The organism is Rhodosalinus sp., from assembly GCF_046542825.1.
Lineage (GTDB): Bacteria > Pseudomonadota > Alphaproteobacteria > Rhodobacterales > Rhodobacteraceae > Rhodosalinus.
Window position 1 is genome coordinate 1 of the sequence record NZ_JBKHAQ010000017.1, and the last position, 23,494, is coordinate 23,494.

19 protein-coding genes and 1 pseudogene are annotated in these 23,494 nt (G+C 70.9%); 11 read left to right on the plus strand and 9 right to left on the minus strand.

Features of this window, described 5'->3' with window-relative positions; all coding sequences use genetic code 11:
* Positions 1–157: pseudogene (locus tag ACLFOB_RS03920) on the minus strand (30S ribosomal protein S4); the annotation flags it as partial.
* A gap of 256 nt (positions 158–413) precedes the next feature.
* Here ACLFOB_RS03920 and ACLFOB_RS03925 point away from each other — a divergent pair.
* The 3 genes from ACLFOB_RS03925 to phbB all read left to right on the plus strand — a co-directional run bounded on the left by ACLFOB_RS03925 (position 414) and on the right by phbB (position 3,606).
* The gene (locus tag ACLFOB_RS03925) at positions 414–1,232 is read left to right on the plus strand and encodes an EAL domain-containing protein (protein ID WP_410917697.1); all 819 of its coding nucleotides are present in this window, start codon (positions 414–416) and stop codon (positions 1,230–1,232) included.
* Between the two features lie 323 nt (positions 1,233–1,555).
* Positions 1,556–2,731: an acetyl-CoA C-acetyltransferase gene (locus ACLFOB_RS03930; protein WP_410924983.1), complete on the plus strand. Its 1,176-nt coding sequence runs from the start codon at positions 1,556–1,558 to the stop codon at positions 2,729–2,731.
* 152 nt (positions 2,732–2,883) lie between these two features.
* Complete coding sequence (phbB, locus tag ACLFOB_RS03935; protein WP_410924985.1) at positions 2,884–3,606, plus strand: acetoacetyl-CoA reductase; 723 nt, start codon at positions 2,884–2,886, stop codon at positions 3,604–3,606.
* 102 nt (positions 3,607–3,708) lie between these two features.
* Here the strand turns inward: phbB and ACLFOB_RS03940 are convergent, their stop codons facing one another.
* The 3 genes from ACLFOB_RS03940 to ACLFOB_RS03950 all read right to left on the minus strand — a co-directional run bounded on the left by ACLFOB_RS03940 (position 3,709) and on the right by ACLFOB_RS03950 (position 4,927).
* A complete protein-coding gene (locus tag ACLFOB_RS03940) occupies positions 3,709–3,873 on the minus strand; it encodes a DUF465 domain-containing protein (RefSeq protein ID WP_410924987.1) in 165 nt (54 codons plus the stop codon).
* A gap of 83 nt (positions 3,874–3,956) precedes the next feature.
* Positions 3,957–4,706 carry a tRNA1(Val) (adenine(37)-N6)-methyltransferase gene (locus ACLFOB_RS03945; RefSeq protein WP_410924989.1) on the minus strand — a complete coding sequence of 250 codons (750 nt, stop codon included), beginning with the start codon at positions 4,704–4,706 and terminating at the stop codon, positions 3,957–3,959.
* Positions 4,706–4,927: a DUF2007 domain-containing protein gene (locus ACLFOB_RS03950; RefSeq protein ID WP_410917277.1), complete on the minus strand. Its 222-nt coding sequence runs from the start codon at positions 4,925–4,927 to the stop codon at positions 4,706–4,708. The genes ACLFOB_RS03945 and ACLFOB_RS03950 overlap by 1 nt, the downstream gene beginning before the upstream one ends.
* 55 nt (positions 4,928–4,982) lie before the next feature.
* On the opposite strand from ACLFOB_RS03950, the gene ACLFOB_RS03955 reads away from it, so the two are divergent.
* From ACLFOB_RS03955 to ACLFOB_RS03965, 3 genes are all read left to right on the plus strand, one after another.
* A complete protein-coding gene (locus ACLFOB_RS03955; protein WP_410917276.1) occupies positions 4,983–5,984 on the plus strand; it encodes a polyprenyl synthetase family protein in 1,002 nt (333 codons plus the stop codon).
* A gap of 110 nt (positions 5,985–6,094) precedes the next feature.
* The gene (locus ACLFOB_RS03960; RefSeq protein WP_410917275.1) at positions 6,095–7,900 is read left to right on the plus strand and encodes an autotransporter assembly complex protein TamA; all 1,806 of its coding nucleotides are present in this window, start codon (positions 6,095–6,097) and stop codon (positions 7,898–7,900) included.
* Positions 7,900–12,066 (plus strand): translocation/assembly module TamB domain-containing protein, encoded by a 4,167-nt coding sequence (locus ACLFOB_RS03965; protein ID WP_410924991.1) that lies wholly within the window; start codon positions 7,900–7,902, stop codon positions 12,064–12,066. The genes ACLFOB_RS03960 and ACLFOB_RS03965 overlap by 1 nt, the downstream gene beginning before the upstream one ends.
* A 78-nt stretch (positions 12,067–12,144) precedes the next feature.
* Here ACLFOB_RS03965 and hemE read toward each other — a convergent pair whose 3' ends face one another.
* Positions 12,145–13,179, minus strand: a complete 1,035-nt coding sequence (gene hemE, locus ACLFOB_RS03970) for a uroporphyrinogen decarboxylase (RefSeq protein WP_410924993.1) — start codon at positions 13,177–13,179, stop codon at positions 12,145–12,147.
* 105 nt (positions 13,180–13,284) lie between these two features.
* On the opposite strand from hemE, the gene hemC reads away from it, so the two are divergent.
* The gene (gene hemC, locus ACLFOB_RS03975) at positions 13,285–14,235 is read left to right on the plus strand and encodes a hydroxymethylbilane synthase (RefSeq protein WP_410917272.1); all 951 of its coding nucleotides are present in this window, start codon (positions 13,285–13,287) and stop codon (positions 14,233–14,235) included.
* Between the two features lie 99 nt (positions 14,236–14,334).
* On the opposite strand, the gene ACLFOB_RS03980 is transcribed toward hemC, so the two are convergent.
* Positions 14,335–15,747, minus strand: coding sequence for an FAD-binding oxidoreductase (locus ACLFOB_RS03980; RefSeq protein ID WP_410924995.1), 1,413 nt, complete (start codon positions 15,745–15,747; stop codon positions 14,335–14,337).
* A gap of 205 nt (positions 15,748–15,952) precedes the next feature.
* Positions 15,953–19,408, minus strand: a complete 3,456-nt coding sequence (smc, locus tag ACLFOB_RS03985; RefSeq protein ID WP_410924997.1) for a chromosome segregation protein SMC — start codon at positions 19,406–19,408, stop codon at positions 15,953–15,955.
* A gap of 199 nt (positions 19,409–19,607) precedes the next feature.
* Between smc and ACLFOB_RS03990 the strand changes: the two genes are divergently transcribed.
* Positions 19,608–20,063: a GNAT family N-acetyltransferase gene (locus ACLFOB_RS03990; RefSeq protein ID WP_410917766.1), complete on the plus strand. Its 456-nt coding sequence runs from the start codon at positions 19,608–19,610 to the stop codon at positions 20,061–20,063.
* Here the strand turns inward: ACLFOB_RS03990 and ACLFOB_RS03995 are convergent.
* The gene (locus ACLFOB_RS03995) at positions 20,015–20,374 is read right to left on the minus strand and encodes a hypothetical protein (RefSeq protein ID WP_410917765.1); all 360 of its coding nucleotides are present in this window, start codon (positions 20,372–20,374) and stop codon (positions 20,015–20,017) included. The genes ACLFOB_RS03990 and ACLFOB_RS03995 overlap by 49 nt on opposite strands.
* Before the next feature lie 99 nt (positions 20,375–20,473).
* Between ACLFOB_RS03995 and ACLFOB_RS04000 the strand changes: the two genes are divergently transcribed.
* The 3 genes from ACLFOB_RS04000 (at position 20,474) to ACLFOB_RS04010 (ending at position 22,860) form a co-directional block, all read left to right on the plus strand.
* A complete protein-coding gene (locus tag ACLFOB_RS04000; protein WP_410917764.1) occupies positions 20,474–21,688 on the plus strand; it encodes a TsoY family (seleno)protein in 1,215 nt (404 codons plus the stop codon).
* Positions 21,689–21,793: 105 nt separating this feature from the next.
* Positions 21,794–22,144, plus strand: coding sequence for a CidA/LrgA family protein (locus ACLFOB_RS04005; RefSeq protein WP_410924999.1), 351 nt, complete (start codon positions 21,794–21,796; stop codon positions 22,142–22,144).
* Positions 22,141–22,860 carry an LrgB family protein gene (locus tag ACLFOB_RS04010; RefSeq protein ID WP_410925001.1) on the plus strand — a complete coding sequence of 240 codons (720 nt, stop codon included), beginning with the start codon at positions 22,141–22,143 and terminating at the stop codon, positions 22,858–22,860. Before ACLFOB_RS04005 ends, ACLFOB_RS04010 begins: the two co-directional genes overlap by 4 nt.
* Positions 22,861–22,924: 64 nt before the next feature.
* Here ACLFOB_RS04010 and ACLFOB_RS04015 read toward each other — a convergent pair whose 3' ends face one another.
* Entirely contained in the window at positions 22,925–23,491 is a 567-nt protein-coding gene (locus ACLFOB_RS04015) for a F0F1 ATP synthase subunit B (protein WP_410925003.1), read from the minus strand.
* Between the last annotated feature and the right edge of the window lie 3 nt (positions 23,492–23,494).

Here is a 23,494-nt window from a genome sequence, read left to right on the forward strand (position 1 = left end):
GCAGCTGCAGGCCGAAATCGGACATCTTGCCCTTGCGGCGCTGGCCGTGCTGGCCCGGCCCGTATTCGCGGCGGTTCACGGGGCTCTTGGGACGACCCCAGATGTTCTCGCCCATGCGGCGGTCGATCTTGTACTTGGCAGTGGTGCGTTTGGTCACCGTCTGATCTCCTTCGCTGTCGCGGCCGCGCGGGGCACCCTGACGGGCACGCCCCCGGCGGCCATGGAAGGGCGTTGTCCTCTGCCCGGTGCCCGGCAGTCCGGGCACCGGGCCGACAGGCATCCCCTTGCGGGGGCCGCCAACACCAATGAAGCGCGCCGTATACACGGCCCGCGCGGGGTGTCAACCGCGGCCGGCTTAACCGCGCATTAGGCCGGGCGCGGCAGGATTGCACGCGCCACCGAGGGAGATGCCGATGCCCCCCCATGATCCCGCGGCCGAGCCCGCAAGCCCGCTGGAGATCGCCGTCGCCGCGCGCGACAGCGCAACGCTCCGGATGGTCGAGGAGGCGGTGCGCCACAGACAGGTGCTGCTGGCCTATCAACCCGTCGTCGTCGCGGCGGAGCCGTCGCGCACCGCCTTCTGGGAGGGACTCGCGCGCGTGCTGGACGAAACCGGGCGAATCATCCCCGCCCGCGATTTCATCCACGCGATCGAGGAGACGGAGACCGGCCGCCTGATCGACTGCCTTGCGCTGGAAAAGGGGCTGCGCGCGCTCGCGCGCGCACCGGACCTGCGGCTCGCCGTGAACATGTCCGCGCGTTCGATCGGCTACCGGCGCTGGCGCGCGACGCTCGACCGGGCGCTGGCGCGCGACGCCACGCTGGGCGAGCGGCTGATCCTGGAGATCACCGAAAGCTCGGCGATGCTGATGCCCGAGGTCGTGGCAAGCTTCATGACCGACCTGCAGCGCCGCGGCATCGCCTTCGCGCTGGACAACTTCGGCGCCGGCTACACCGCGCTGCGGCACCTCAAGAGCTTCAGCTTCGACGTGCTCAAGATCGACGCGCAATTCGTGCGCGGCATCGATGACGATGCCGACAACCAGGTGCTGACCCGTGCCATCGTCGAGATCGCGCGACAGTTCGACATGCTGACCGTCGCGCAGCAGGTGGAACGCGCCGCCGAGGCGGAGCAGCTGCGCAGGCTGGAGGTCGACTGCCTGCAGGGACATCATTTTGCGGCGGCCACCACGCGGCCGCCCTGGTCAGAGACGCGACGCGCCGCCGGATGAAGCCCGGCGCAAGGCGCTTGGAAGCGCCTTGCAAGCGGCTTCGAAGCCGCTTGCCGCCGCCCGGACCGCCCGGTGCCGCCCGTCACTGCCGCGAGGCCGCGCTTCCCGCGGCCCGCCGGCGCCGCGGCCCGGCAACCGGCCGCGGCCGGGCAGTCCGCACCTATCTGCCGCCGGCCTCGGCGCCGCGCGCCCAAGGCGCTCCCAAGCGCCTTGCCGACGCCAATGCCGCCGGTCACGCGTTGCCGCGCGGACGGCGATGCTCTATGCATCTGAGCGACAGCGGCGCCCGACCCGCGACCGCGCCTGCAGCCTGGAGGATCAGCATGACCAACGTCGTAATCGCCTCGGCCGCCCGGACCCCGGTGGGCAGCTTCAACGGCTCCTTCGCGAGCCTGCCGGCCCAAGAGCTCGGCAAGACCGTGCTCGAGGCGCTCGTCGCGCGCGCGGGCATCGAGAAGGCCGAGGTCAGCGAGACGATCCTGGGCCAGGTGCTGACCGCCGCGCAGGGCATGAACCCCGCCCGCCAGGCGCATGTGAACGCCGGCCTTCCCATCGAATCCGCCGCCTGGAGCATCAATCAGGTCTGCGGCTCGGGCCTGCGCGCGGTGGCGCTTGGCGCGCAGCACATCCAGCTGGGCGACGCCGCCATCGTCTGCGCCGGCGGACAGGAGAACATGAGCCTCGCGCCCCATGCCGCGCACCTGCGCGCCGGTCACAAGATGGGCGATGTCACCTACATCGACACGATGATCCGCGACGGCCTCTGGGACGCCTTCAACGGCTACCACATGGGCCAGACCGCCGAGAACGTCGCCGAGAAATGGCAGATCAGCCGCGAGCAGCAGGACGAGTTCGCACTCGCCAGCCAGAACAAGGCCGAGGCCGCGCAGAAGGCCGGCCGCTTCCAGGACGAGATCGTGCCGGTCACCGTCAGGCACCGCAAGGGCGAGACGGTCGTGGAGGCGGACGAATACATCCGCCACGGCGCCACCATCGAGAACATGCAGAAACTGCGCCCGGCCTTTGCCAAGGACGGCAGCGTGACCGCCGCCAATGCCTCGGGCATCAACGACGGCGCGGCCGGCGTGCTGCTGATGACGGCCGAAGAGGCCGAGCGCCGCGGCATAGAGCCTCTGGCGCGCATCGTCTCCTACGCCACGGCGGGACTCGATCCCTCGATCATGGGCATGGGGCCGGTGAACGCCAGCCGCAAGGCGCTGGAAAAGGCGGGATGGAAGCCCGAGGATCTCGACCTCGTCGAGGCGAACGAGGCCTTCGCGGCGCAGGCCTGCGCGGTCAACAAGGACATGGGCTGGAACCCCGAGATCGTGAACGTGAACGGCGGCGCCATCGCCATCGGCCACCCCATCGGCGCTTCCGGTGCGCGCGTGCTCAACACGCTTCTCTTCGAGCTCAAGCGCCGCGGCGCGAAGCGCGGGCTTGCCACGCTCTGCATCGGCGGCGGCATGGGCGTCGCCATGTGCGTGGAGCGCGGCTGAGGCGCGCAGGGCAAGGACACCGAAGGGGCGCTGCGGCGCCCCTTTTTCTTGACCCTTGGCGCAAACGGAATTCCTCGCGCAATAATGTTGCGCGCACCGCCCACAAAGGCTACGCAATCTTTCAACGTGGATTTTCAGACAGGAGGAACGACATGGCCAGAGTTGCACTCGTCACCGGAGGCAGCCGCGGGATCGGCGAAGCGATCTCGAAGCGGCTGAAGGCCGACGGATACGAGGTGGCCGCGACCTATGCCGGCAACGACGAGAAGGCGAAGGCCTTCACCGACGAGACCGGCATCAAGACCTACAAGTGGAACGTGGCGGACTACGACGCGTCGAAAGAGGGGCTCGCGAAGGTCGAGGCAGAGCTTGGCCCCATCGACGTGGTCGTCGCCAACGCCGGCATCACCCGCGATGCGCCCTTCCACAAGATGACGCCGGAGCAGTGGAAAGAGGTGGTGGATACCAACCTGACGGGCGTCTTCAACACCATACACCCGGTCTGGCCGGGGATGCGCGAGCGCAAGTTCGGCCGCGTGGTGGTGATCTCCTCCATCAACGGGCAGAAGGGCCAGTTCGGCCAGACCAACTATGCCGCGACAAAGGCGGGCGATCTGGGCATCATCAAGAGCCTCGCGCAGGAAGGCGCGCGCTTCGGCATCACGGCGAACGCCGTCTGCCCCGGCTACATCGCCACCGAGATGGTGATGGCGGTGCCCGAGAAGGTGCGCGAGGCGATCATCGGCCAGATCCCGGTGGGCCGGCTGGGCGAACCTGAAGAAATCGCGCGCTGCGTGGCCTTCCTCGTCTCCGATGACGCAAGCTTCATCACCGGCTCCACCATCAGCGCGAACGGCGGCCAGTTCTTCGTCTGATCGCTCTTACTTGACATCGCCCTCCCGTGACGTCGGACGGGCCGTCCTGCACCAGGGACGGCCCGTGCCTCCACCGGGGGCCGCGCGGGCCGGTCGAGCGATCTACTGGCTGAGGCGCTCGATCTCTTCCTTCAGTTTCAACTTCTGCTTCTTCAGTTCGGCAATCCGCTGATCCGTCGTGCCGGGGGACCGCTGCGCCGCCTCCACCTCTTCCGAGAGAACCTTGTGCCGTCTCTTCAACTCCGCGACATGCGCTTCGATGCTCATGACGTCCTCCTGTGGTGGTGTGTCATCATTCCATCACATTCGGCAGCCCCTGTCACGCCATCCGCGCAGGATTTGCTTAGGGCTCATGCGGGAAAGTCCAGCGCGGCACCCTCGCGCAGCACGGCATGAACGGCCGGGGTATAGTGTTCGCGATCGCCCGGGTGCTGCGCGCCTTCGTGCAGCACCAGCCCGGCGTGCAGCCGGAAGGGCGCGCGCCCGCCGGCGCGGCCGCGCAAAAGGACCAGCCGCGCCTCGCGACCGGCCCGCGGCAGGAGCGGCAGAAGCTCCAGCGCGCCCACGGTGGCCGGCAGCGCGCGCAGGATGTCGGGAACCCGCTCGGCCCGGTGGATCAGCGTCAATACGCCGCGCGGCGCGAGCCGCCTGGCGGCCTGGGTGAGCCAGACGTCGAGCGGTGCCCCCTCGCCCAGCCCGGTCTCGCGCGACGGATCGGCAGCAGGAACGGAGGCGTTCCGCTCGAACCAGGGCGGGTTCAACAGGACGTGATCGAAGCGGCGCGCGCGCAGCGCCGCGGGCATCCGCGCGACGTCGCCCTCGACCACATCGAGCGTCACGCCGTTGCGGGCCGCGTTCTCCCGCGCGAGCCTGGCCAGCGCGGGCTGAATCTCCAGCGCGGCAAGGTCGAGCCCGGGAACCCGCAGCCCCAGCGCCAGAGAGGCCACGCCGACCCCACAGCCCAGTTCCAGCCCGCTCTGCCCCGTCCGCGCCGGCACGGCCGCCGCCATCAGCAGGGGATCGAGCCCCGCGCGGTAGCCGCGCGCGGGCTGCGTCACGACAAGCCGGCCACCAAGGAACGCGTCCTCGGTGGTCTGCATCAGTCCTCGCCCGGCAGCGGGATCTCGGCCTCGCGCAGGATCGCGGCGGCGCGAAAATGGTCGGAGGTCCGCACCATCAGCCGGCGCGGCAATATGCCGATGGAGCCCTCGAGAACGCTCATGTTTACGTCGAACTCGAACACCTCTATATCCTCCGACCCAAGGAGCGCCTGCACATAGGCGATCAGCGCGATGTCGTTGGTCCGCAGAAGCTCTTTCATGGGGGGCAGTTAGGCCGAGGGGGCCCGCGCTGTCGAGTCCCGACACGGGGGAGTGATGAGCCTGGACCAAGCCGCGCGAAAGCCGCAGGACCGCCTTTCGGCGCTGCTGGCGGACGACATGGAGCGGGTCAACGCGCTGATCCGCATGCGCATGACCTCGCGGCATGCGCCGCGCATCCCCGAAGTCACCGCGCATCTGGTCGAGGCGGGCGGGAAGCGCCTGCGCCCGATGCTGACGCTCGCCGCGGCCCGCATGTTCGGCTACGAAGGCGAGGACCACCTCCTTCTGGCCGCGACGGTCGAATTCATCCATACCGCCACCCTGCTCCACGACGACGTCGTGGACGAAAGCCGCCAGCGCCGGGGCCGCCCCACGGCGAACCTGCTCTGGGACAACAAGTCCAGCGTGCTGGTTGGCGATTATCTCTTTGCCCGGTCCTTCCAGCTGATGGTCGAGACCGGCTCGCTCCGCGTGCTCGACATCCTGTCGAACGCCGCGGCGACGATCGCGGAAGGCGAGGTGCTTCAGCTGACCGCCGCACAGAATCTGGCGACCACCGAAGACATCTACCTGCAGGTGGTCCGCGGCAAGACGGCGGCGCTGTTTTCCGCCGCCACCGAGTCGGGCTCGCTGATCGCGGGCGCCGATGGGAAAGCGCAGCGCGCGATGTTCGACTACGGCGATGCGCTGGGCATCGCCTTCCAGATGGCCGACGACCTGCTCGACTGGCATGGAGAGGCGGGCGCCACTGGCAAGAACGTCGGCGACGACTTCCGCGAGCGCAAGCTGACCATGCCGGTGATCAAGGCGGTGGCCGCGGCCGACGACGACGAGCGCGCCTTCTGGGTCCGCACGATCGAGCGCGGCGACCAGCGCGAGGGCGACCTCGAGCATGCGCTGGCCCTGATGGAGCGGCACGGCACGCTGGAGGCCACGCGCGCCGAGGCGCGCGGCTGGTCCGACCGTGCGCGCCGCGCCCTGGACGGGATGCCCGAACACGAATTGCGCGATGTGCTGGACGCGCTCGCGCTTTACGTCGTCTCGCGGGTGTCCTGACCGCGCAACGGCAGGGCAGATGACCGCCGCAGGAGTGTCGGGCGTGGTTGCCGCCACCCGGCGAATCCCGCACAGTCGCCGACGAACAGGGGGCCAAGGACACCGTGCTCATGCTCGCCGCCGCCAGGCGCGGCCTGACAATCGCAACGATCCTCGTGGTCGGCCTGGCGACCGCGGGGGCGTTCGCGGCGGAGGTCGATCTCGAGATCCCCGGCGCCGGCGACGACCTGCGCGGCAAGGTCAGGCGCGCGTTGCTCAGCCACGAACTGATCCAGACCGACGAGCCCACGGCGCAGGACCTGCTGGCTGCCGCGCAGGCCGACTATCGGCGCATTCTCACCGTCCTCTATGACGAGGGATATTTCGGCGCGACGGTCTCGATCCTCGTCGATGGCCGCGAGGCGGCGCAGTTGTCGCCGGTGGCCGGGCCGGACACGGTCAATTCGATCGTCTATCGCGTCGCGCCGAACCGGCGCTTCACCTTCGGACAAGCCGCTATCGGGCCGCTCGCCCCCGGCACGGCGCCGCCGGACGGCTTCCGCGCCGGGGCCATCGCCCGCACCCAGCGCATCCAGCGCGCGATCGACACCTCGGTCACCGACTGGCGCGAGATCGGCTTCGCCAAGGCGCGAATCGCGCGCGATTCGGTGGTGGCGGACCACGCGGCGCGGGAACTCGACGTGGCCATCGCCGTCGACCCCGGCCCGCGGCTGCGCTTCGGACGCCTGCTGGTCACCGGCAACGAAGCGGTGCGGACCGAACGCATCCGCGCCATCGCGGGCCTGCCGTCGGGCCGCATCTTTCACCCCGAAGAGGTGGAGCGCGCCACCCGGCGCCTGCGCCGGACCGAGACGTTTGCGGCGGTTGCCCTGCGCGAGGCGGAGACGCCGAACCGGAACGACACGCTGGATATCGCGGCCACCGTGCAGGAGGCGCCGCCGCGCCGCATCGGCTTCGGCGCGGAGCTGAGCTCGGTCGAGGGCGCGACGCTCTCGGCCTACTGGCTGCATCGCAACCTTCTGGGAGGGGCCGAGCGGTTCCGGATCGAGGGCGAGCTGTCCGGCATCGACGGCGGCGCCGAGGGCATCGACTATCGCCTGCGCGCGGAATTCCGGCGCCCCGGCACGCCGGTGCCGGACAGCAACCTTCTGATGCATTTTGAACTGGAACGCCTCGAAGAACCGCAGTTCAGCAGCGATTCGGCCGAGTTCGTCGTGGGCCTGGACCGGATCTTGACCGACCGGCTCGAGGTCTACGGCGGCGCGGGCTTCCGCTATGCCGACGTGCGCACCGCCTTCGGACGGGCAAGCTATACGCATTTCATCCTGCCACTCAGCGCGGAACACGATCGCCGCGACGACGAACTGAATGCAACCAGCGGCTATTACCTCGCCGGAACGGCGCTCCCCTTCGCGGCGCTGGGCGGCGGGACATCGGGGCTGCGCCTGAGTACCGACATGCGGGCCTACCGCGCCTTCGGTGCAGACGACCGCGTCGTGCTGGCGGGGCGGCTGCAACTGGGCTCCGTGCTGGGCCCCGATCTGCGCGAGGCGCTGCCGCAGGATCTGTTCTTTTCCGGCGGCGGAGGCACGGTGCGCGGACAGGATTACCAGTCGCTGGGTATCTCCGTGCCCTCGAGCAGCGACCTGTCGGGCGGGCGATCCTTCGTCGGCGTCTCGGCCGAGCTGCGCACGCGGGTCACGGACAACATCAGCGTCGTCGGGTTCTACGACCACGGGACCATCGGGCGCGATGCCTTCCCGGACGCCGACAGCCCCAGCCATGCGGGCGCGGGACTGGGACTGCGCTACGACACCGGGCTGGGTCCGCTGCGGCTCGACATCGCGACGCCGGCCTCGGGCGACGACGCGGGCGAGGAACTTTTCTTCTACATCGGGATCGGGCAGGCCTTCTGATGCGCGCGCTGAACGCCATTCTTCTCTGCGCCCTGACGCTGATCGCGCTTGCCCTTCCGCAGGATCTTCGCGCTCAGGACGACGATCCGGGGCGCCTGACCCGGCTGTTGCAGGAGTCGCTTTCCGGCGCGGGCCGCGACGTGCAGATCACGGGCTTCGAGGGCGCCCTGTCAAGCCGCGCCACGATCGAGCGAATGACCATCGCCGATGCGCAGGGCGTGTGGTTCACCGCCGAGGACATCGTGCTGGACTGGAACCGCGCGGCGCTTCTGCGCGGCCAGCTCACCGTGAACACCTTCGCCGCCGGCCGGATCGAGATGCCGCGCCTGCCGGAAGCGGAAGCAGCGGACGACGACATCGAGCTGCCCAGGCCCGAGGCGACCCCGTTCCAGGTGCCGGAGTTGCCGGTCTCGATCCAGATCGGCAGCATAGCGGCCGAAGAGGTCGTGCTGGGCGCCCCGGTGCTGGGAGAGGCGACGACCCTGACGCTCGAGGGCAGCGCGAGCCTGCAGCGCGGCGGCGGCGACGCGGCGGTGGATTTGCGCGCCGAGCGCACCGACGGCCAGCGCGGGGTGATCGCGCTCGACGCGACCTATGCCGCAGGGCCGGGCACCGCGGATGTCTCCTTCGTCTTCGACGAGGGCGCGGACGGCATCGTGGCCTCGCGCCTCGGCATCCCCGGCGCGCCGCCGCTGGTGCTGGCGGCGGAGGGCTCCGGCGCGGTCGAGTCGCTCGACATCGACATCCGCCTGGCAAGCGACGGAGAAGAGCGGCTGACCGGCGGCATCACGCTGCGCGGCCCGGAGACTGCAGAGACGGAACCGGGCGCCTGGCAGGCCGCGCTCGATCTCTCGGGCGATCTGACCGCGCTCTTCGCCCCCGAACTGCGCGGCTTCTTCGGCGATGAGGTGCGGATCGCGGCGCTGGCGCGGCGCCTGCCGGAGGGGGATCTGGAACTGGCCGACCTGACGCTGAACGCGCGCTCCATCCAGCTGGACGGCCAGGCGACCCTTGGCCCCGACGGCTGGCCGAGGGCAGCCCGGATCGACGGACGTATCGAAGCGCCGGACGGCGGCCCCGTGATCCTGCCGGTAGGCGAGGGCGACACGCGGATCGCGAGCGCCGCGCTCGGCTTCGATTACGATATCGCCGAAGGCGACGCCTGGCAGGGCAGCCTCGACGTGGTCGAGTTCGACAGCCCGGGCTCCGGCGCGGATGACCTGCGGCTGCAGGGCAGCGGCACCCTGCAACCGCCGCAGAACGGCACGCCGGGCGAATTGCAGGCCGACCTGCGCATGGCGGCGGCGGGGCTGCGGCTGGACGACGCCGAAGTCGCGGCCGCGCTCGGGTCCGAACTGAGCGCCGCGGCACAGGTGGCCTATACCGGCGGCGGCCCGCTGCGCATCACGGATCTGGACCTCGACGGCGCGACCTACGGGCTGACCGGCGACGTGCGGCTCTCGGGCCTCTCGGCGGGCTTCGAAGCGGACCTCGACGCGGCACTCGCGGCGCAGGACATCTCGCGGTTCGGGCCGCTTGCGGGCCGTGACCTCGGCGGCGCCGCGAATGTCACGATCGACGGAACCGTGACGCCGCTGTCGGGCGCATTCGACCTGCGGATCGCCGGCACGGGCCTCGACCTTGCCATCGGCGAGCCGACGGTGGACCGCCTGATTGCCGGGCAGAGCACGCTCGACCTTGCCGCGCGGCGCGACGAGACGGGGCTCTCTCTGCAACGGCTGGCAATCGACACGCCGGGCATCGCCGCAGAGGCAGAGGGAGAGGCCGCCACCGCGGGCAGCCGCATCACCTATGGCGTGGAACTCAAGGACCTCAGCCTACTCTCGCCCGCGGGCGAAGGCGCGGGCCGCGCGCGGCTGTCGGGGCGCGCGGTGCTCGACGGGCCGACACTCGCATCGCTCGCCGTGCAAGGCACGCTGACCAGCCCGCCCGACGCGCAGGCGTTCATCCCGCTCGGCCGGCAAGGCACGCTCGCGCTGGAGGGCGCGCGGCTCGACCTGGGCTTCGACGAGGCGGACGGCACCTGGCGCGCCGAGGCCACCCTCAGCTCCCCCGACTGGAGCGGCGGCTATTCCGCGGGCGTGCTCCGGCTTGACGGGAGCGGGACACTCTCCTTCGCCGAGGGGGCCGCCCTGCCCGAGGCGGCCGCCGGCCAGCTTTCGCTGAGCGCGGCAGAGATCGATGCGCAGGATCCCGACATCGCCGCAGCCCTGGGCGAGAACCTGCGGCTTTCCACGCGCGTCGACTATGCCGAGACGCGGGGCCTGACGCTGTCGGACCTCTCGCTCGCCTCGCAGGGGGCATCGCTGGACGGCAGGGTCACGCTTGCGCCGCCGTTCGACGCGCCGCAGGCGCGCTTCGACCTGCGGCTGGACGCCCCGGACCTTGCGCGCTTCTCCGGCCTTGCCGGGCGGCGCCTGCAGGGCGGCGCGACGCTGACCGCCTCCGGCACCGCCGCCCCGGTTGCGGGAACCTTCGACATCGCGGCCGACGGCAGGCTTCGGGGGACAAGCCTTGGCGATCCGGCACTCGACGGACTCCTGGGCGGCAGCACCACGCTGTCCGTCGAGGCCCGGCGCAACGCCGAGGGGCGCCTGACCGTGCCGCGGCTCAGGATCGACAATCCGAACCTGACCGCCCGGGCATCGGGCGACGACAATGCGGTGGACTACAGCCTGCGGCTGGCAGACGTCGGCACGCTGGCGCCGGATTTCTCCGGTCCCGCCACGCTGGAGGGCACGGCGCAAGCCGTGTCGAACGGTTGGCGCGTGGCGGCCGACGCCACCGGTCCCGGCGGCACCGCCGCGCGAATCGAGGGGCTGGTCGCGAACGACTTCCGCCTCGACCTCTCGCTTCGGGGCAACGCACCGCTGGGCCTTGCCAACGTGGCGCTCACCCCGCGGCGGATCGAAGGCACCGCGCGCTTCGACCTGCGCGTTGCCGGCCCCCCGCAGTTATCGTCCGTCTCCGGACAGATCACCACGCAGGGCGCGCGTCTGACGGCACCGACGCTGCGCCTGACCTTCGAGGCGATCGACGGCAGCGTCACCCTCGACCGCGGGCGCGCCACGCTCGACGTCACCACGCGATCCGGGGATGGCGGCAGGATCTCGGCCAGCGGTTCGCTCGCGCTGTCGGCGCCCTTTCAGGGTGACATCGGCATGCGCATCGTCGGCGTGGTGCTGCGCGACCCGCAACTCTACGAGACGTCGGTCAACGGGACGATCTCGGTCAGCGGGCCGCTCGCCGGCGGTGCCCTGATCACCGGCGATCTCTCGCTTCCGCGCGCCGAGATCCGGGTGCCCTCCAGCACGGTCTCGACGCTGGGCGCCCTGCCCGATGTCCGCCACGTCGCGCCGCCGCCCGCGGTGCGCCGCACGCTGAGCTACGCCGGTCTCACAGCCGAGGGCACGCCCGCGGGTCAGAACGGCGGCGGCGGCCCCCCCGCGCGGCCCTACCCGCTCGACATCACGATCAGCGCCCCCTCGCAGATCTTCGTGCGCGGCCGCGGGCTCGACGCGGAACTGGGCGGCACCCTCAGGATCACCGGCACGACGGCAAACCCGATCCCGCAGGGCGGCTTCGAACTGGTCCGCGGGCGGCTCGACCTGCTGGGCCAGCGCTTCCAGCTCAGCGAGGGGGTCGTGCGGATCGAGGGCGATTTCAACCCTTACCTGCGGCTCGTCGTCACGACGGAGCGCGACGAGGTGCAGGTGTCGATCATCGTCGAGGGGCAGGCAAACGATCCGCAGGTGAGCTTCGCCTCCTCCCCGCCGCTGCCCGAGGACGAGGTGCTGGCGCAGCTCCTCTTCGAGCGCAGCATCGAAGACCTCTCCGCGCTGCAGCTCGTCCAACTCGCAAACGGCGTCGCCACGCTGACCGGCCGCGGCAACGGCGCGCTTGCCGGGCTGCGCACCGGCCTCGGCCTGGACGACCTCGACATCACGCAGGGCGAGGACGGCGGCGCGGCGCTGCGGGTCGGCAAGTATCTCTCCGAAAACGTCTATACCGACGTGACGGTGGAGTCCGGCGGCCGGTCGGAGGTCAATCTCAACCTCGATCTGACACGCAGCGTCACGGTGCGGGGCGGCGTGTCGAACGAGGGCGATTCGAGCCTCGGCGTCTTCTTCGAGCGCGATTACTGAGCGCGGCGAATTTTCGTTCGAAAATTCGCCGCGCGGTGGCGCGACGGGAGAAAATCTTTCGATCGAAAGATTTTCGGCTCAACCGCCGCGCACCGTGTCGATCATCCGCTGCACGTTGTCGGGGTCCGCATCCGGTGTGATCCCGTGGCCGAGGTTGAAGATATGCGGCCCGCCAGAAAAGGCGCGCACGATGCGCCGCGTCTCCTCGACCAGCGCCTGGCCCCCCGTGACCATGTGCGACGCGGCGAGGTTGCCCTGCACGCAGCCGTCCTTTTGCACATGCTCCGCCGCCCATTCGGGCGTGACCCCGTCGTCGAGCGCCACGCAATCGACGCCCGTGGCCTGTGCGAAACCCTCGTAGCGTTCCCCCGCGCCACGCGGAAAGCCGATCACCGGCAGCCCCGGATGCCGCGCTTTCAGCGCCGCGGTGATCCGGCGGCAGGGCTCCAGCGCGTAGCGGTCGAAATCCGCCCCCCTGAGCGAGCCTGCCCAGCTGTCGAAGATCTTGACCACCTCGGCGCCCGCCTCGACCTGGCGCGAGAGGTATTCGACGGTGCCCTCCTCAAGCCGCGCGATCAGCCTGTCGAAAAGCGCCGGGTTCTCGTCCTTGAGCTTGTGCGCCGGCCCCTGGTCCGGCGTGCCGCGCCCGGCCACCATGTAGGTCGCCACCGTCCAGGGCGCACCGGCAAAGCCGATGAGCGTGGTCTCTGCCGGCAGATCGCGCGACAGGATGCGCACCGTCTCGTAGACCGGGTTCAGCGTCTCGTGCACGGCCTCCGCGGGCTTGAGTGCCTCGAACTCGGCCTCGGTCGTCAGCGTCGACAGCCGCGGCCCCTCGCCGGTGACGAACCACAGCTCCGCGCCCAGCGCCTGCGGCAGCAGCAGGATGTCGGCGAAGAGGATCGCGGCGTCGAAGCCGTAGCGGCGGATCGGCTGCAGCGTGACCTCGGCCGCCAGTTCCGGATTGTAACAGAGCGACAGGAAATCGCCGGCCTGCGCCCGCGTCGCGCGGTATTCGGGCAGATAGCGCCCGGCCTGCCGCATCATCCAGATCGGCGGCACCGCCTGGCTCTCGCCCGCCAGTGCCCTCAGGATCGTCTTCGTCTCGGCCATCTCCGCCCCTTCCAGAACCGCCTGCGCAAGGGGTCGCCGCCCCCGCGGGCGGTGTCAAGCCGGCAGGCGCTTGTCAGGCGCGCCTGACAGCCTTAGACCGGGGCCATGAGCATCGCCCTTCCCTCCCCCGACGCGCCGCTACGGATCGGCACCCGCGGCTCGCCGCTGGCCCTTGCACAGGCCCACGAGACGCGCGACCGCCTTGCCGCGGCCTTCGACCTGCCCGTTTCGGCCTTCGAGGTGGTCAGGATCAAGACCACCGGCGACGCAGTGCTGGACCGCCCTCTGAAGGAGATCGGCGGCAAGGGCCTCTTCACCCGCGAGATCGAGCAGGCGCTGATCGACGGCGCGATCGACATCGCCGTCCATTCGATGAAGGACATGCCGGTCGCGCAACCCGGGGGCCTGACGCTCGACACCTACCTGCCGCGGGAGGACATGCGCGACGCCTTCGTCAGCCACCGGCACGAGGCGCTGGCCGACCTGCCCAAGGGCACGGTGGTGGGCACCAGTTCCCTGCGCCGTCGCGCGCAGCTTCTCGTTCGCCGCCCGGACCTGACGGTGGTCGAGTTCCGCGGCAACGTGCAGACCCGGCTGAAGAAGCTCGAGGACCGGGTGGCCGACGCCACCTTCCTCGCCATGGCGGGCCTCAACCGGCTCGACATGGCGCATGTGGCGCGCGGGCCCATCGCGCCCGAGGACATGCTGCCGGCGGTGGCGCAGGGCGCCATCGGCATCGAGAGGCGCCAGCACGACACCCGCACGGCAGACATGCTCGCCGCCATCCATCACGCACCCACGGCGACCCTGCTCGCAGCCGAGCGCGCCTTCCTCGCCGAACTGGACGGCTCCTGCGAGACCCCGATCGCAGGCCTTGCGGAGGTCGATGGCGGCACGCTGCGCCTGCGCGGCGAAATCCTGCGCCCCGACGGCTCCGAATGCCTGTCCGACGACGCCAGCGCGCCCGTCGAGGACGGCCCGGAATTGGGCCGCGAGATGGCGCGCAGGCTGCTGGCCCGCGCCGGCCCCGGCTTCTTCGACTGGCGCGCCGCCTGACGGCTCCGGTGCCCGACCCGTCCGTCGGACGCGGGCCATCCCGTGCGGCGATTGCCTCGGCCCGCCGGCAGGAGGGGAAAACAGCCCCTTGCCCGTCCCTCAGTCAGGGATCACCTTGCCGGGATTCATCACCCCGTTGGGATCGAGCGCCGCCTTGATCGCCCGCATCGCCTTCAACGCGACCGGGTTCTTCCGCCGCCGCATCGAGGGCAGTTTGGCAAGCCCGATGCCGTGCTCGGCGGAAAAGCTGCCCCGCAAGTCCTGCACGATCCCTTCCACGGCCTCGACCAGGGCTTCCTTGAGCACCGGATCGTCGCGGGTCATCCGCACCGGATAATGCACGTTGCCGTCGCCCAGATGCGCCACCGGCAACACGGCCGCGCCCGGGTCGAGCGCTGCAACGGCGGCATCGGCGCGCGCAATGAACGTGCCGACCTTGTCGAGCGGAACGGCAAGATCGTTTACCGCGACCGCCCCCCCGGAAAGGGCAACCTCCGCGGCCATTTCGCGCCGCGCCCACATCTCGGCGCGCTGCGCTTCGCTCTGCGCCACGACGGCGTCCAGCACCGCGCCCTCCTCGAACAGCGCGCCCAGCACCTCCTCGAGATGGGCCTGCACCGGCACCACGCCATCGGACCCCGGCACCGCGTCGCGAGGCGCCGTCGCGCCCACCTCGATCAGCAGGTTGACTTCGTGGCTCTCGGCGAAGGGCGGCCGCACGGCCGGATCATGCGCCAGCAGCGCCTCCATGTAGGCGCGCGGCATGTACTCGCAGGCCTCCACCGCGCCGCCGGTCGCCGCCTGCAGCCGGTTGAGCAGCGCCAGCCCGTCATCCAGCGAGGCCACCGCCACCATCGCCGTCGCATGGGCGCGCGGACGCGGCACCAGCTTCAGAACCGCCGCCGTGATCACCCCCAGCGTCCCCTCCGCCCCGATCAGCAGGTCGCGCAGATCGTAGCCAGAGTTGTCCTTGTGCAGCTCGCTCATCAGGTCCACGATCTCGCCGGTGGGCAGCACCGCCTCCAGCCCCAGGCACAGGTCCCGCGTGTTGCCGTAGCGCAGCACGTTCGACCCGCCCGCATTGGTGGACAGCACCCCGCCGATCATCGCCGACCCTTTCGCGCCGAAGGTCAGCGGGAAGGCGAGGCCCTCCTGCCCCGCCGCCTCGTGCAGCCGCTCCAGCACCACGCCGGCCTCGACGATGGCGATGCGCGCGTTCCCCCGGATCTCGCGGATGCGGTTCATCCGCTCGACCGACAGCAGGATCGCCCCGTCGCCGGACGCCCCGCCATTGAGCCCCGTGTTGCCCGCCACGGGCACCACCGGCACGCGCGTCTCGTTGGCCAGCCGGAGGATGGCCGCCACCTCCTGCGCCGTCCCCGGCCGCACCACGCAGAGCGGCGCGCAGACATAGGCCCCGGTCCAGTCCCGCGCGTAGCCGGCCATGTCCTGCCCGGTCAGCACCTGCCCCGCCCCCACGATGTCCCCGAGCCGCCCGATCAGATCTGCCATGCGCGCCCCTTCATGTCCGCCGCACCCGTTCTCGCCCGGAGCCACGCGACGCGCAAGCCGCAGGCGCACCGAACTCCCGGTCCTTCCTCTTGCCCGAAATACCCCGGGGGAGTCGGCCGCAGGCCGACGGGGGCAGCGCCCCCAACCGCACGCAGTGCCAGAAGGCGTGCGCGCGGCACGCGCGCTCCGCCCCGCGGCCGCCGGGTCAGGCCACCAGTTTCTCCGCCCGCTTGAGATCGACGCTCACAAGCTGGCTCACCCCCTGTTCCACCATCGTCACCCCGAACAGCCGGTCCATCCGCGACATGGTCACCGCGTGGTGCGTGATGATCAGGAAGCGCGTGTCGGTCTGCCGGCGCATCTCGTCCAGCAGGTCGCAGAAGCGGGTGACATTCGCGTCGTCGAGCGGCGCGTCCACCTCGTCGAGCACGCAGATCGGCGCCGGGTTGGCAAGGAAGACGGCGAAGATCAGCGCCAGCGCCGTCAGCGTCTGCTCGCCGCCCGACAGCAGCGAGAGCGTCGAAAGCTTCTTGCCCGGCGGCTGGCACATGATCTCGAGCCCCGCCTCCAGCGGGTCGTCGGATTCGACCATCACGAGCTTCGCCTCGCCGCCGTTGAAGAGATGCGTGAAGAGCATCGAGAAATTGGCGTTCACCTGCTCGAAGGCGGTCAGCAGCCGTTCGCGCCCCTCGCGGTTGAGCGCGGCGATGCCCGCCCGCAGCTTCGCCACCGCCGCTTCCAGGTCCGCCTTTTCCCGAGCGAGCGTGTCGTGCTCGGCCTGCACCTCGCGGGCGTCCTCCTCGGCGCGCAGGTTGACCGCGCCCAGCGCGTCGCGCTGGCGCTTCAGGCGCGCGACCTCGGCCTCCAGCGCCTCTGCGGCAGCAAGCGAGCCGGGCTCTAGCGCCAGCCGCTTCAGCAGTTCCGCGGGCGTCGTCTCGTGCGCTTCCTCGATGCGCGCCTCGGCGTCCTCGGCGCCCGCTGCGGCGGCCTCTGCACGGGCGCCCGCGGCGGCCTCGGCGGCGCGAGCATCCGCCGCCGCGCGCTCTGCCTCGCGTTCGGCAGTGCCCGCAGCCCGGCTTGCAGCCTCTCCCGCGGACAGCGCGTCGGCGGCGGCGGTGCGACGGGCTTCCGCCTCCGCCACCCGCGCCCCCAACTCCGCGCGCTGAGCCCCGATCCGGTCAGGCGCATCGCGCGCCGCCTCGAGTTCCGCCTCTGCCGCCTGCTGCCGCTCGGCAAGCTCCGCCGCACGGGTGCTGGCCGTGGCCAGCCGCCGCTGCCAGCCGTCGAGCTCCCTTGCCACGGCGGCGGCACGGGCGGCGCGCGCCTCTCCCTCGCGGCGCAGGGCGTCGTGGGCGCCGCGGCGTGACATCATCTCGGCGCGGGCCGCCTCGACCGCGCGGCGCAGCGCCTCGACCTCGGCGCGCCCCTCGGCGGGATCGTCCAGCGCGGCGAGCGCGGCCTCCGCCTCGGCCAGCCGGACGCGCGCCGCCTCGGCCTCTTCCTCGTGGCGCACGGCAGCTAGGCGCAGGCTTTCCAGCCGGCCGGCATCGAGGTTGCGCTCGGCCTCTGCCTTGCTGAGCGCGCGCGCCGCTTCGGCCTGGCGCGCATCGGCCCTGCGCCGCGCCTCGCGCGCGGCGGCGTCGGCCTGCGTCAGCTCCTTCAGCCGTGCGGCCAGGGCCTGATGCGCATCGCGTGCTCCCTCTACCCGCGCGGTGGCGCGCGCCATCTCCTGCTTCAGCACCTCGAGGCGGTTGAGCTGTTCCAGCCGCAGCGCCGCGGCGGTGGGTGCATCGCCCGACCAGGCGGTGAAGCCGTCCCAGCGCCAGAGATCCCCCTCGCGGCTGACCAGCCGCTGGCCGGGCCGCAAGAGCGGCTGCAGCCGCGCGCCTTCTCCCGCGTCCACCAGCCCGATCTGGCCCATCCGGCGGGCCAGCACCTCGGGGACCGAGACATGCCGGCTGAGCGGGGTCACACCCTTGGGCAGCGGCTGCTCGTCTTTGTAGGCCGGCAGGGCGAGCCAGCCGGAGGGGCCGTCCGGCTCGACTTCGGGCGCGCGGAGGTCGTCTGCAAGCGCCGCGCCCAGCGCCTTTTCAAAGCCCTGCTCGACCTGCAGCCGGTCGATCACGGCGCCACCCTCGGTCGTGTCGCGCGCAACCACGCGGGCCAGCGCGGTATGCTCTGCCTCGAGCGCGCTGGCCTCCCCCTCGGCGGCGGAGCGTTCGGCGCGCGCCTCTGCCTCGCGCGCCTGTGCCGCGCTGCGCGCCTCGTCGGCCAGCGTCAGCGTCTCCTCGGCGCGGGCCGCGGTCGCCTCGGCCTGTGCCGCGGCCTCGCGCGCCCCGGTCAGCGCGGTCTCTGCCCGCTCCAGCCGGGCGCGGTGACCTTCGGCCTGTTCGCGGGCGCGGAGGGCTTCGGACTCGTTGCGCTCAAGCGTCCTGCGGCAGTCCTCGACCAGCCGCTCGGCCGACTGGTGCCGCGCGGAGAGCCGCGCCACCGCATCGCTCGCGCGGTCGAGTTCGTCCTCGCGGCTGGCAAGGTCTTCTGCGGCGGCCTTTACGGCCGTCTCTGCCTGTGCCAGCCGCGCATCGTGCCCCTCTCCTGCCGCCGCCAGCTCTGCGGCCTCGGTCTCGAGCGCGCGGATCGTCTCGCCCGCATCGCCCGTCAACTGCGCCTCGCGCTCGCGGTCGCGGACAAGCTGGGCGATGCGGGCGGTCAGTTCATCGACCGTCTTGCGCGCGCGCCCTTCCTCCTGCGCGAGGGTGGCGCGCTCGACCTCGATCCGCTGGAGCACCGCCGCCGCGATCGCCTCTTCCTCGCGCAGCGCGGGCAGCGCCGCCTCGGCGGCCTCGCGCGCGGCGACGGCCTTGCGCGCCTCTGATTCCGCCTGCGCAGTGGCGCTTCGGGCAGCGCGCAGGGCGGTGTCGGCGGCCGCGCGCGCCGCGTCGGCGTCGCGCCAGCGGATATACAGCAGGCTGCCCTCGGCCTGCCGCAACGCCTCCGACAACTGCCGGTAGCGCGCCGCCTGCTTCGCCTGCCGCGCCAGCTGCGCCAGCTGCTGGGCGAGCTGGTCGATCACGTCCTCGACCCGTGCGAGGTTCGTCTCCGTCCCCTTCAGTTTCAGCTCTGCCTCGTGCCGCCGCTGGTAGAGGCCCGAGATGCCGGCCGCCTCTTCGAGGATGCGGCGGCGCGCGGCGGGCTTCGCGTTGATCAGCTCCGCGATCTGCCCCTGCCGCACCAGCGCGGGCGAATGCGCGCCGGTGGAGGCGTCGGCAAAGAGCATCTGCACGTCGCGCGCGCGCACCTCCTTCGAGTTGGCCTTGTAGGCGGAGCCAAGGTCGCGCGTGATGCGGCGGGTGATCTCCAGCACGTCGTCGTCGTTGAAGCCTGCGGGCGCAAGCCGCTCGGAGTTGTCCAGCGTCAGCGCGACCTCGGCGAAATTGCGCGCCGGACGGCGCGAGGTGCCGGCAAAGATCACATCCTCCATGCCGCCGCCGCGCATGGCGGTGGGGCGGTTCTCGCCCATCACCCAGCGCAGCGCCTCCAGCAGGTTGGACTTGCCGCAGCCGTTGGGACCCACCACGCCGGTCAGCCCCTCGGCGATCACCAGTTCGGTGGGATCGACGAAGCTCTTGAATCCCGAAAGGCGCAGCCTGTTGAAGCGCAAGACGCCGGTCCCCTGATTCCGCGACTGGGGCCAGAGTGGGGGGCGGGATGGCGCCTGTCAATCGCGCGCCGCAGGATGTGGGGCCTTTCGGCGAGTTCTCCACAAGATATCGCAAGTCGCCGCAATGCGCTGCGCATGGGTTGACGCATGGGTCCTTGCGCGCAACATCAGGGTCCACGCAGGTGCAGGGAGGGGCGGCATGGGCATCATCGTCGAACCGGGCGACCCGAGAGAGCCGGAGAGCCGCGCGCTGATCGAGGCAGCCCAGGCGTCGATGCGCGATCTCTTCCCGCCGGAGGAAAACTTCTACCTCACGCCCGAAGAGCTGCGCAGCCCGGACATCCGTTTTTTCGTCGCACGCGAATTCGACACCACGCTGGGCTGCGGCGCGCTTGCGCAGCGGCAGGGCTACGGCGAGGTCAAGGCGATGTTCACCGCGCCCTTCGCGCGTGGCCAGGGTGTCGCCCGGCGGGTGCTGGCGCGGCTGGAACTGGAGGCGAAGCACCTGGATCTGCCGGTGCTGCGGCTGGAGACGGGCGACAAGCTGACCGAGGCGATCGCGCTCTACGAATCGGAGGGTTTCACCCGCCGCGACCCCTTTGGCGACTACCAGAAGAACGGGTCGAGCGTGTTCATGGAGAAGTGGCTGACCTGATCCTCGGGGCAGTCGAGCGCGGCCCGAACGACCGATGCATCCCCCGTCACCTGTGTGACGTCGCAGCCGGTGGCCTGTTCGATGGCCGATTCGGCCGCGCGGGCCACGTCGCCGAAGCCCGGCAGAAGAGCAGCGTTGCGGCGCACGGCCTCTGCCTCTGCCCCGCGCACGCGGATGTCGAAGACATGCCCGCCTGCTTCGACCCGCGCAGCAGGCAGACCCATGTAGCCGCGTCCCGCGGTATCGCAGGCGGCGAGCAGGACAGGCAGAAGCAGGAGCATCGCGCGCATGGCCGCAGGCTGCCGGGACATGGTTAACGTTTCGTTAGCCTGCGACAGACTGCCCCTTTACATTCCAAAGTCGGAATGCTTAATTGCATTCCAAAGACGGAATGTGAAAGGACCGTTCCCATGTCAGACGTTCTCAGACGCCCCGCAGACAGCTATTCGCCGCTCTACTTCCTCGCCTCGCTCGGCGCGGGCGGCGTGGCTGTATCCTTCTTCATGTACCTGATGTTCTGGGTGCCGCATCCGGACCAGCCTGTGCCGGTCTTCGAGGATATCCTCGCCGCCTTCTCCACCGGCGGCCCTGCCATGCAGGCCGGCATCGCGCTGGCCGTCGCGGGCATCGCGGTCTTCGGCTTTCTCAACGTGAAGTCGCTGATCTGGAACCTTGGCGCGCTCTCGCGCTTCAAGCAGACCGAAGGCTACGCCAGGCTGCGCGCCTCGAACGCCGAGTCCACCCTGCTGGCCATGCCGCTTGCGCTGGCCATGACGATCAACGTGGGCTTCATCCTGGGCCTCGTCTTCGTTCCCGGCCTGTGGAGCGTGGTCGAGTATCTCTTCCCGCTCGCGATGATCGCCTTCCTGCTGGTTGGCGTGTTGGCCTTCCGCCTGATCGCGGACTTCCTCGGCCGGGTGCTGAGCGAGGGCGGCATCTTCGACGTGACCGCCAACAACTCCTTCGCGCAGCTCCTGCCGGCCTTCGCGCTGTCGATGATCGCCGTGGGCTTTGCCGCGCCGGCCGCGATGAGTGTCACGCCCGTCACCGTGGGCACCAGCCTCGTGCTGTCGACCTTCTTCGGCGTGGCGGCGACCGTCTATGCCGTGATCGCCGCGATCACCGCCTTCAACTCGATGCTGCACTACGGCACCGCGCGCGAGGCCGGCCCGACCCTGATGGTCGTTGTCCCGATCATGACGGTGCTCGGCATCATGCTGCTGCGGCAGGATCACGGGCTGACCGGCACCTTCGCCGCGCAGGACAACGGCGGCGAGACGATGGTCATGCTCGCGCGGCTCCTGTCGGTGCAGGTCGTCTTCCTGGGGCTGGGGATGCTCGTCCTGCTGCGCCAGCGCTACTTCGACGACTTCGTGATCGGCACGAAGACCTCGCCCGGCTCCTATGCGCTGGTCTGCCCGGCGGTGGCGCTCTCGGTGATGATGCACTTCTTCGTCAACAAGGGCTTGGTCGATGCCGCGGTGGTGGACAAGTTCTCGCTCGCCTACTGGGTGCTGACGGCGGTGGCGCTGGGCTTCCAGGCGATCGCGGTGGCGCTGGTGCTGCGGCTGAACCGCCAGCACTTTGCAAGGGCCCCGCAGGTCGCGGCCGTGCCGGCCGAGTAAGCCCGCCCCTCATCCGCAGATGACCGGAGCGCGCCCCGCGGGGCGCGCTCCTTTTCTTTGCGCCGCCTTCGTGATCGCATCGCACCGCAACACGGAGGGACAGGCATGATCGTCAATATCGCCATTCTGCTGGTCTGCCAGCTGATCGGAGAGGTTGCGGCGCGCGCGCTCGACGCGCCGGTGCCGGGGCCGGTCATCGGGCTCGCGCTGCTGCTCGGGGCGCTCGTGCTGCGCCCGGCGCTACAGCCGCGCGTCGCACCGGCGGCGAACGGGCTGCTTGCGCATCTCTCGCTTCTCTTCGTGCCGGCGGGCGTGGGCGTGGTGGCGCATCTCGACCGGCTGGGCAGCGAAGGCCCCGCCCTCCTCGTCGCACTTCTGGGCAGCACCGTCGTCACGCTTGCCGTCACGGCCGGTGTCTTTGTGGGGTTGCGCCGGCTCTTGGGGGCAGGCGCATGAACCCCGAGGTGATCGACATCTGGAGCTATCTCGCCCGCGAGCCGCTGCTTTGGCTGACGGCGACGCTGCTGGCCTATCTGGCAGGCGACGGGATCTCGCGGGCGACGGGCCGCGCGCCGGTCGCCAATCCGGTGCTGATCGCCATGCTGCTGCTCGCGGGGCTTCTGCAGGCGACGGACACGCCCTATGCCGATTATTTCGAGGGCGCGCAGTTCGTCCACTTCATGCTCGGCCCGGCGACCGTGGCGCTGGCGGTGCCGCTGCATGCCGCACTGCCGCGGCTGCGGGGGATCGTGGTCCCGATGCTGGGCGCGCTGGTGGCGGGCTCCGTCACTGCGATCGTCTCGGCGCTTCTGATCGCGCGGGCGCTCGGGGTGGAGGGCGCGGCGCTGCTGTCGCTGGCGCCGAAATCCACGACGGCGCCGGTGGCCATCGGCATCGCCGAGAGCATCGGCGGGCTGCCGACGCTGACCGCGGCGCTGGTGATCCTGACGGGGATCATCGGCGCAGTGACGGTGACGCCGCTGATGAACGGGCTCGGGATCCACGACTGGCGCGCGCGGGGCTTCGCCGCCGGGGTCGCCGCGCACGGGATCGGCACCGCCCGCGCGTTTCAGGTGGACGCGACGGCGGGCGCCTTTTCGGGGCTGGGCATGGGGCTCAACGCTCTGCTGACCGCGCTCCTTGCGCCGTGGCTCGTGGCCGCGCTCTTCTGAGGTCGGCCACGGAAGAACCCCGGCTCACCCGCCGGGGGCATCGACCGGCCGCGCGCGGCCCGTGTCAGTGCAGGTGCTTTTCGACCTGCGCGATGGCGTCATCGACCAGCGCGTCGTTCCGTGCATCGGTCATGCGGGCCGCGATCACGTCACGCGCCGCCGCCACGGCGACCTCGGCCGCGCGTTCCCGCACCTCGCGCACGGCCGCGGCCTCTGCCTGCGCGATCCGGTCTTCCGCCGCCTTGATCCGGCGCGCGATCGACTCTTCCAGATCTGCGCGGGACTGCTCTGCCGAATGCTGCGCCTCTTCGCGCGCCTGGGCGACGATGCGATCGGCCTGTTCCCTGGCCTCGCGGGTCTTGCGTTCGTAGGACGCAAGCAGGCTCTGCGCCTCCTCGCGCAGGGCGCGCGCCTCGTCCAGCTCCCCGCTGATGCCCTCGGCCCGGCGGTCCAGCATGTCGCCGACGGTGCGGAACACCTTGAAGTAGAGGAGGATGCCGATGAAGACGAGAAAGCCCAGCAGGACTATGAAGTCGGTATTGCCCAGCGAAAAGAAAGGGCCCGACGCGGCATGGGCGGGCGTGGCCATCGCCAGCGCGAAAGGCATCGCCATCAGGGTGCGGATGCGCATCGC

What these genes read in the sequence shown, in the direction of transcription:
- ACLFOB_RS03955 (WP_410917276.1), top strand. Translation starts at nt 4,983, where the DNA reads ATGAGCCTGGACCAAGCCGCGCGAAAGCCGCAGGACCGCCTTTCGGCG.
- hemE (WP_410924993.1), bottom strand. Translation starts at nt 13,179, where the DNA reads ATGGCCGAGACGAAGACGATCCTGAGGGCACTGGCGGGCGAGAGCCAG.
- ACLFOB_RS04015 (WP_410925003.1), bottom strand. Translation starts at nt 23,491, where the DNA reads ATGCGCATCCGCACCCTGATGGCGATGCCTTTCGCGCTGGCGATGGCC.
- ACLFOB_RS04000 (WP_410917764.1), top strand. Translation starts at nt 20,474, where the DNA reads ATGTCAGACGTTCTCAGACGCCCCGCAGACAGCTATTCGCCGCTCTAC.
- ACLFOB_RS03950 (WP_410917277.1), bottom strand. Translation starts at nt 4,927, where the DNA reads ATGAAAGAGCTTCTGCGGACCAACGACATCGCGCTGATCGCCTATGTG.
- ACLFOB_RS03940 (WP_410924987.1), bottom strand. Translation starts at nt 3,873, where the DNA reads ATGAGCATCGAAGCGCATGTCGCGGAGTTGAAGAGACGGCACAAGGTT.
- phbB (WP_410924985.1), top strand. Translation starts at nt 2,884, where the DNA reads ATGGCCAGAGTTGCACTCGTCACCGGAGGCAGCCGCGGGATCGGCGAA.
- ACLFOB_RS03965 (WP_410924991.1), top strand. Translation starts at nt 7,900, where the DNA reads ATGCGCGCGCTGAACGCCATTCTTCTCTGCGCCCTGACGCTGATCGCG.
- ACLFOB_RS03930 (WP_410924983.1), top strand. Translation starts at nt 1,556, where the DNA reads ATGACCAACGTCGTAATCGCCTCGGCCGCCCGGACCCCGGTGGGCAGC.
- ACLFOB_RS04010 (WP_410925001.1), top strand. Translation starts at nt 22,141, where the DNA reads ATGAACCCCGAGGTGATCGACATCTGGAGCTATCTCGCCCGCGAGCCG.
- ACLFOB_RS03945 (WP_410924989.1), bottom strand. Translation starts at nt 4,706, where the DNA reads ATGCAGACCACCGAGGACGCGTTCCTTGGTGGCCGGCTTGTCGTGACG.
- ACLFOB_RS04005 (WP_410924999.1), top strand. Translation starts at nt 21,794, where the DNA reads ATGATCGTCAATATCGCCATTCTGCTGGTCTGCCAGCTGATCGGAGAG.
- ACLFOB_RS03995 (WP_410917765.1), bottom strand. Translation starts at nt 20,374, where the DNA reads ATGTCCCGGCAGCCTGCGGCCATGCGCGCGATGCTCCTGCTTCTGCCT.
- ACLFOB_RS03980 (WP_410924995.1), bottom strand. Translation starts at nt 15,747, where the DNA reads ATGGCAGATCTGATCGGGCGGCTCGGGGACATCGTGGGGGCGGGGCAG.
- ACLFOB_RS03925 (WP_410917697.1), top strand. Translation starts at nt 414, where the DNA reads ATGCCCCCCCATGATCCCGCGGCCGAGCCCGCAAGCCCGCTGGAGATC.
- hemC (WP_410917272.1), top strand. Translation starts at nt 13,285, where the DNA reads ATGAGCATCGCCCTTCCCTCCCCCGACGCGCCGCTACGGATCGGCACC.
- ACLFOB_RS03960 (WP_410917275.1), top strand. Translation starts at nt 6,095, where the DNA reads ATGCTCGCCGCCGCCAGGCGCGGCCTGACAATCGCAACGATCCTCGTG.
- ACLFOB_RS03990 (WP_410917766.1), top strand. Translation starts at nt 19,608, where the DNA reads ATGGGCATCATCGTCGAACCGGGCGACCCGAGAGAGCCGGAGAGCCGC.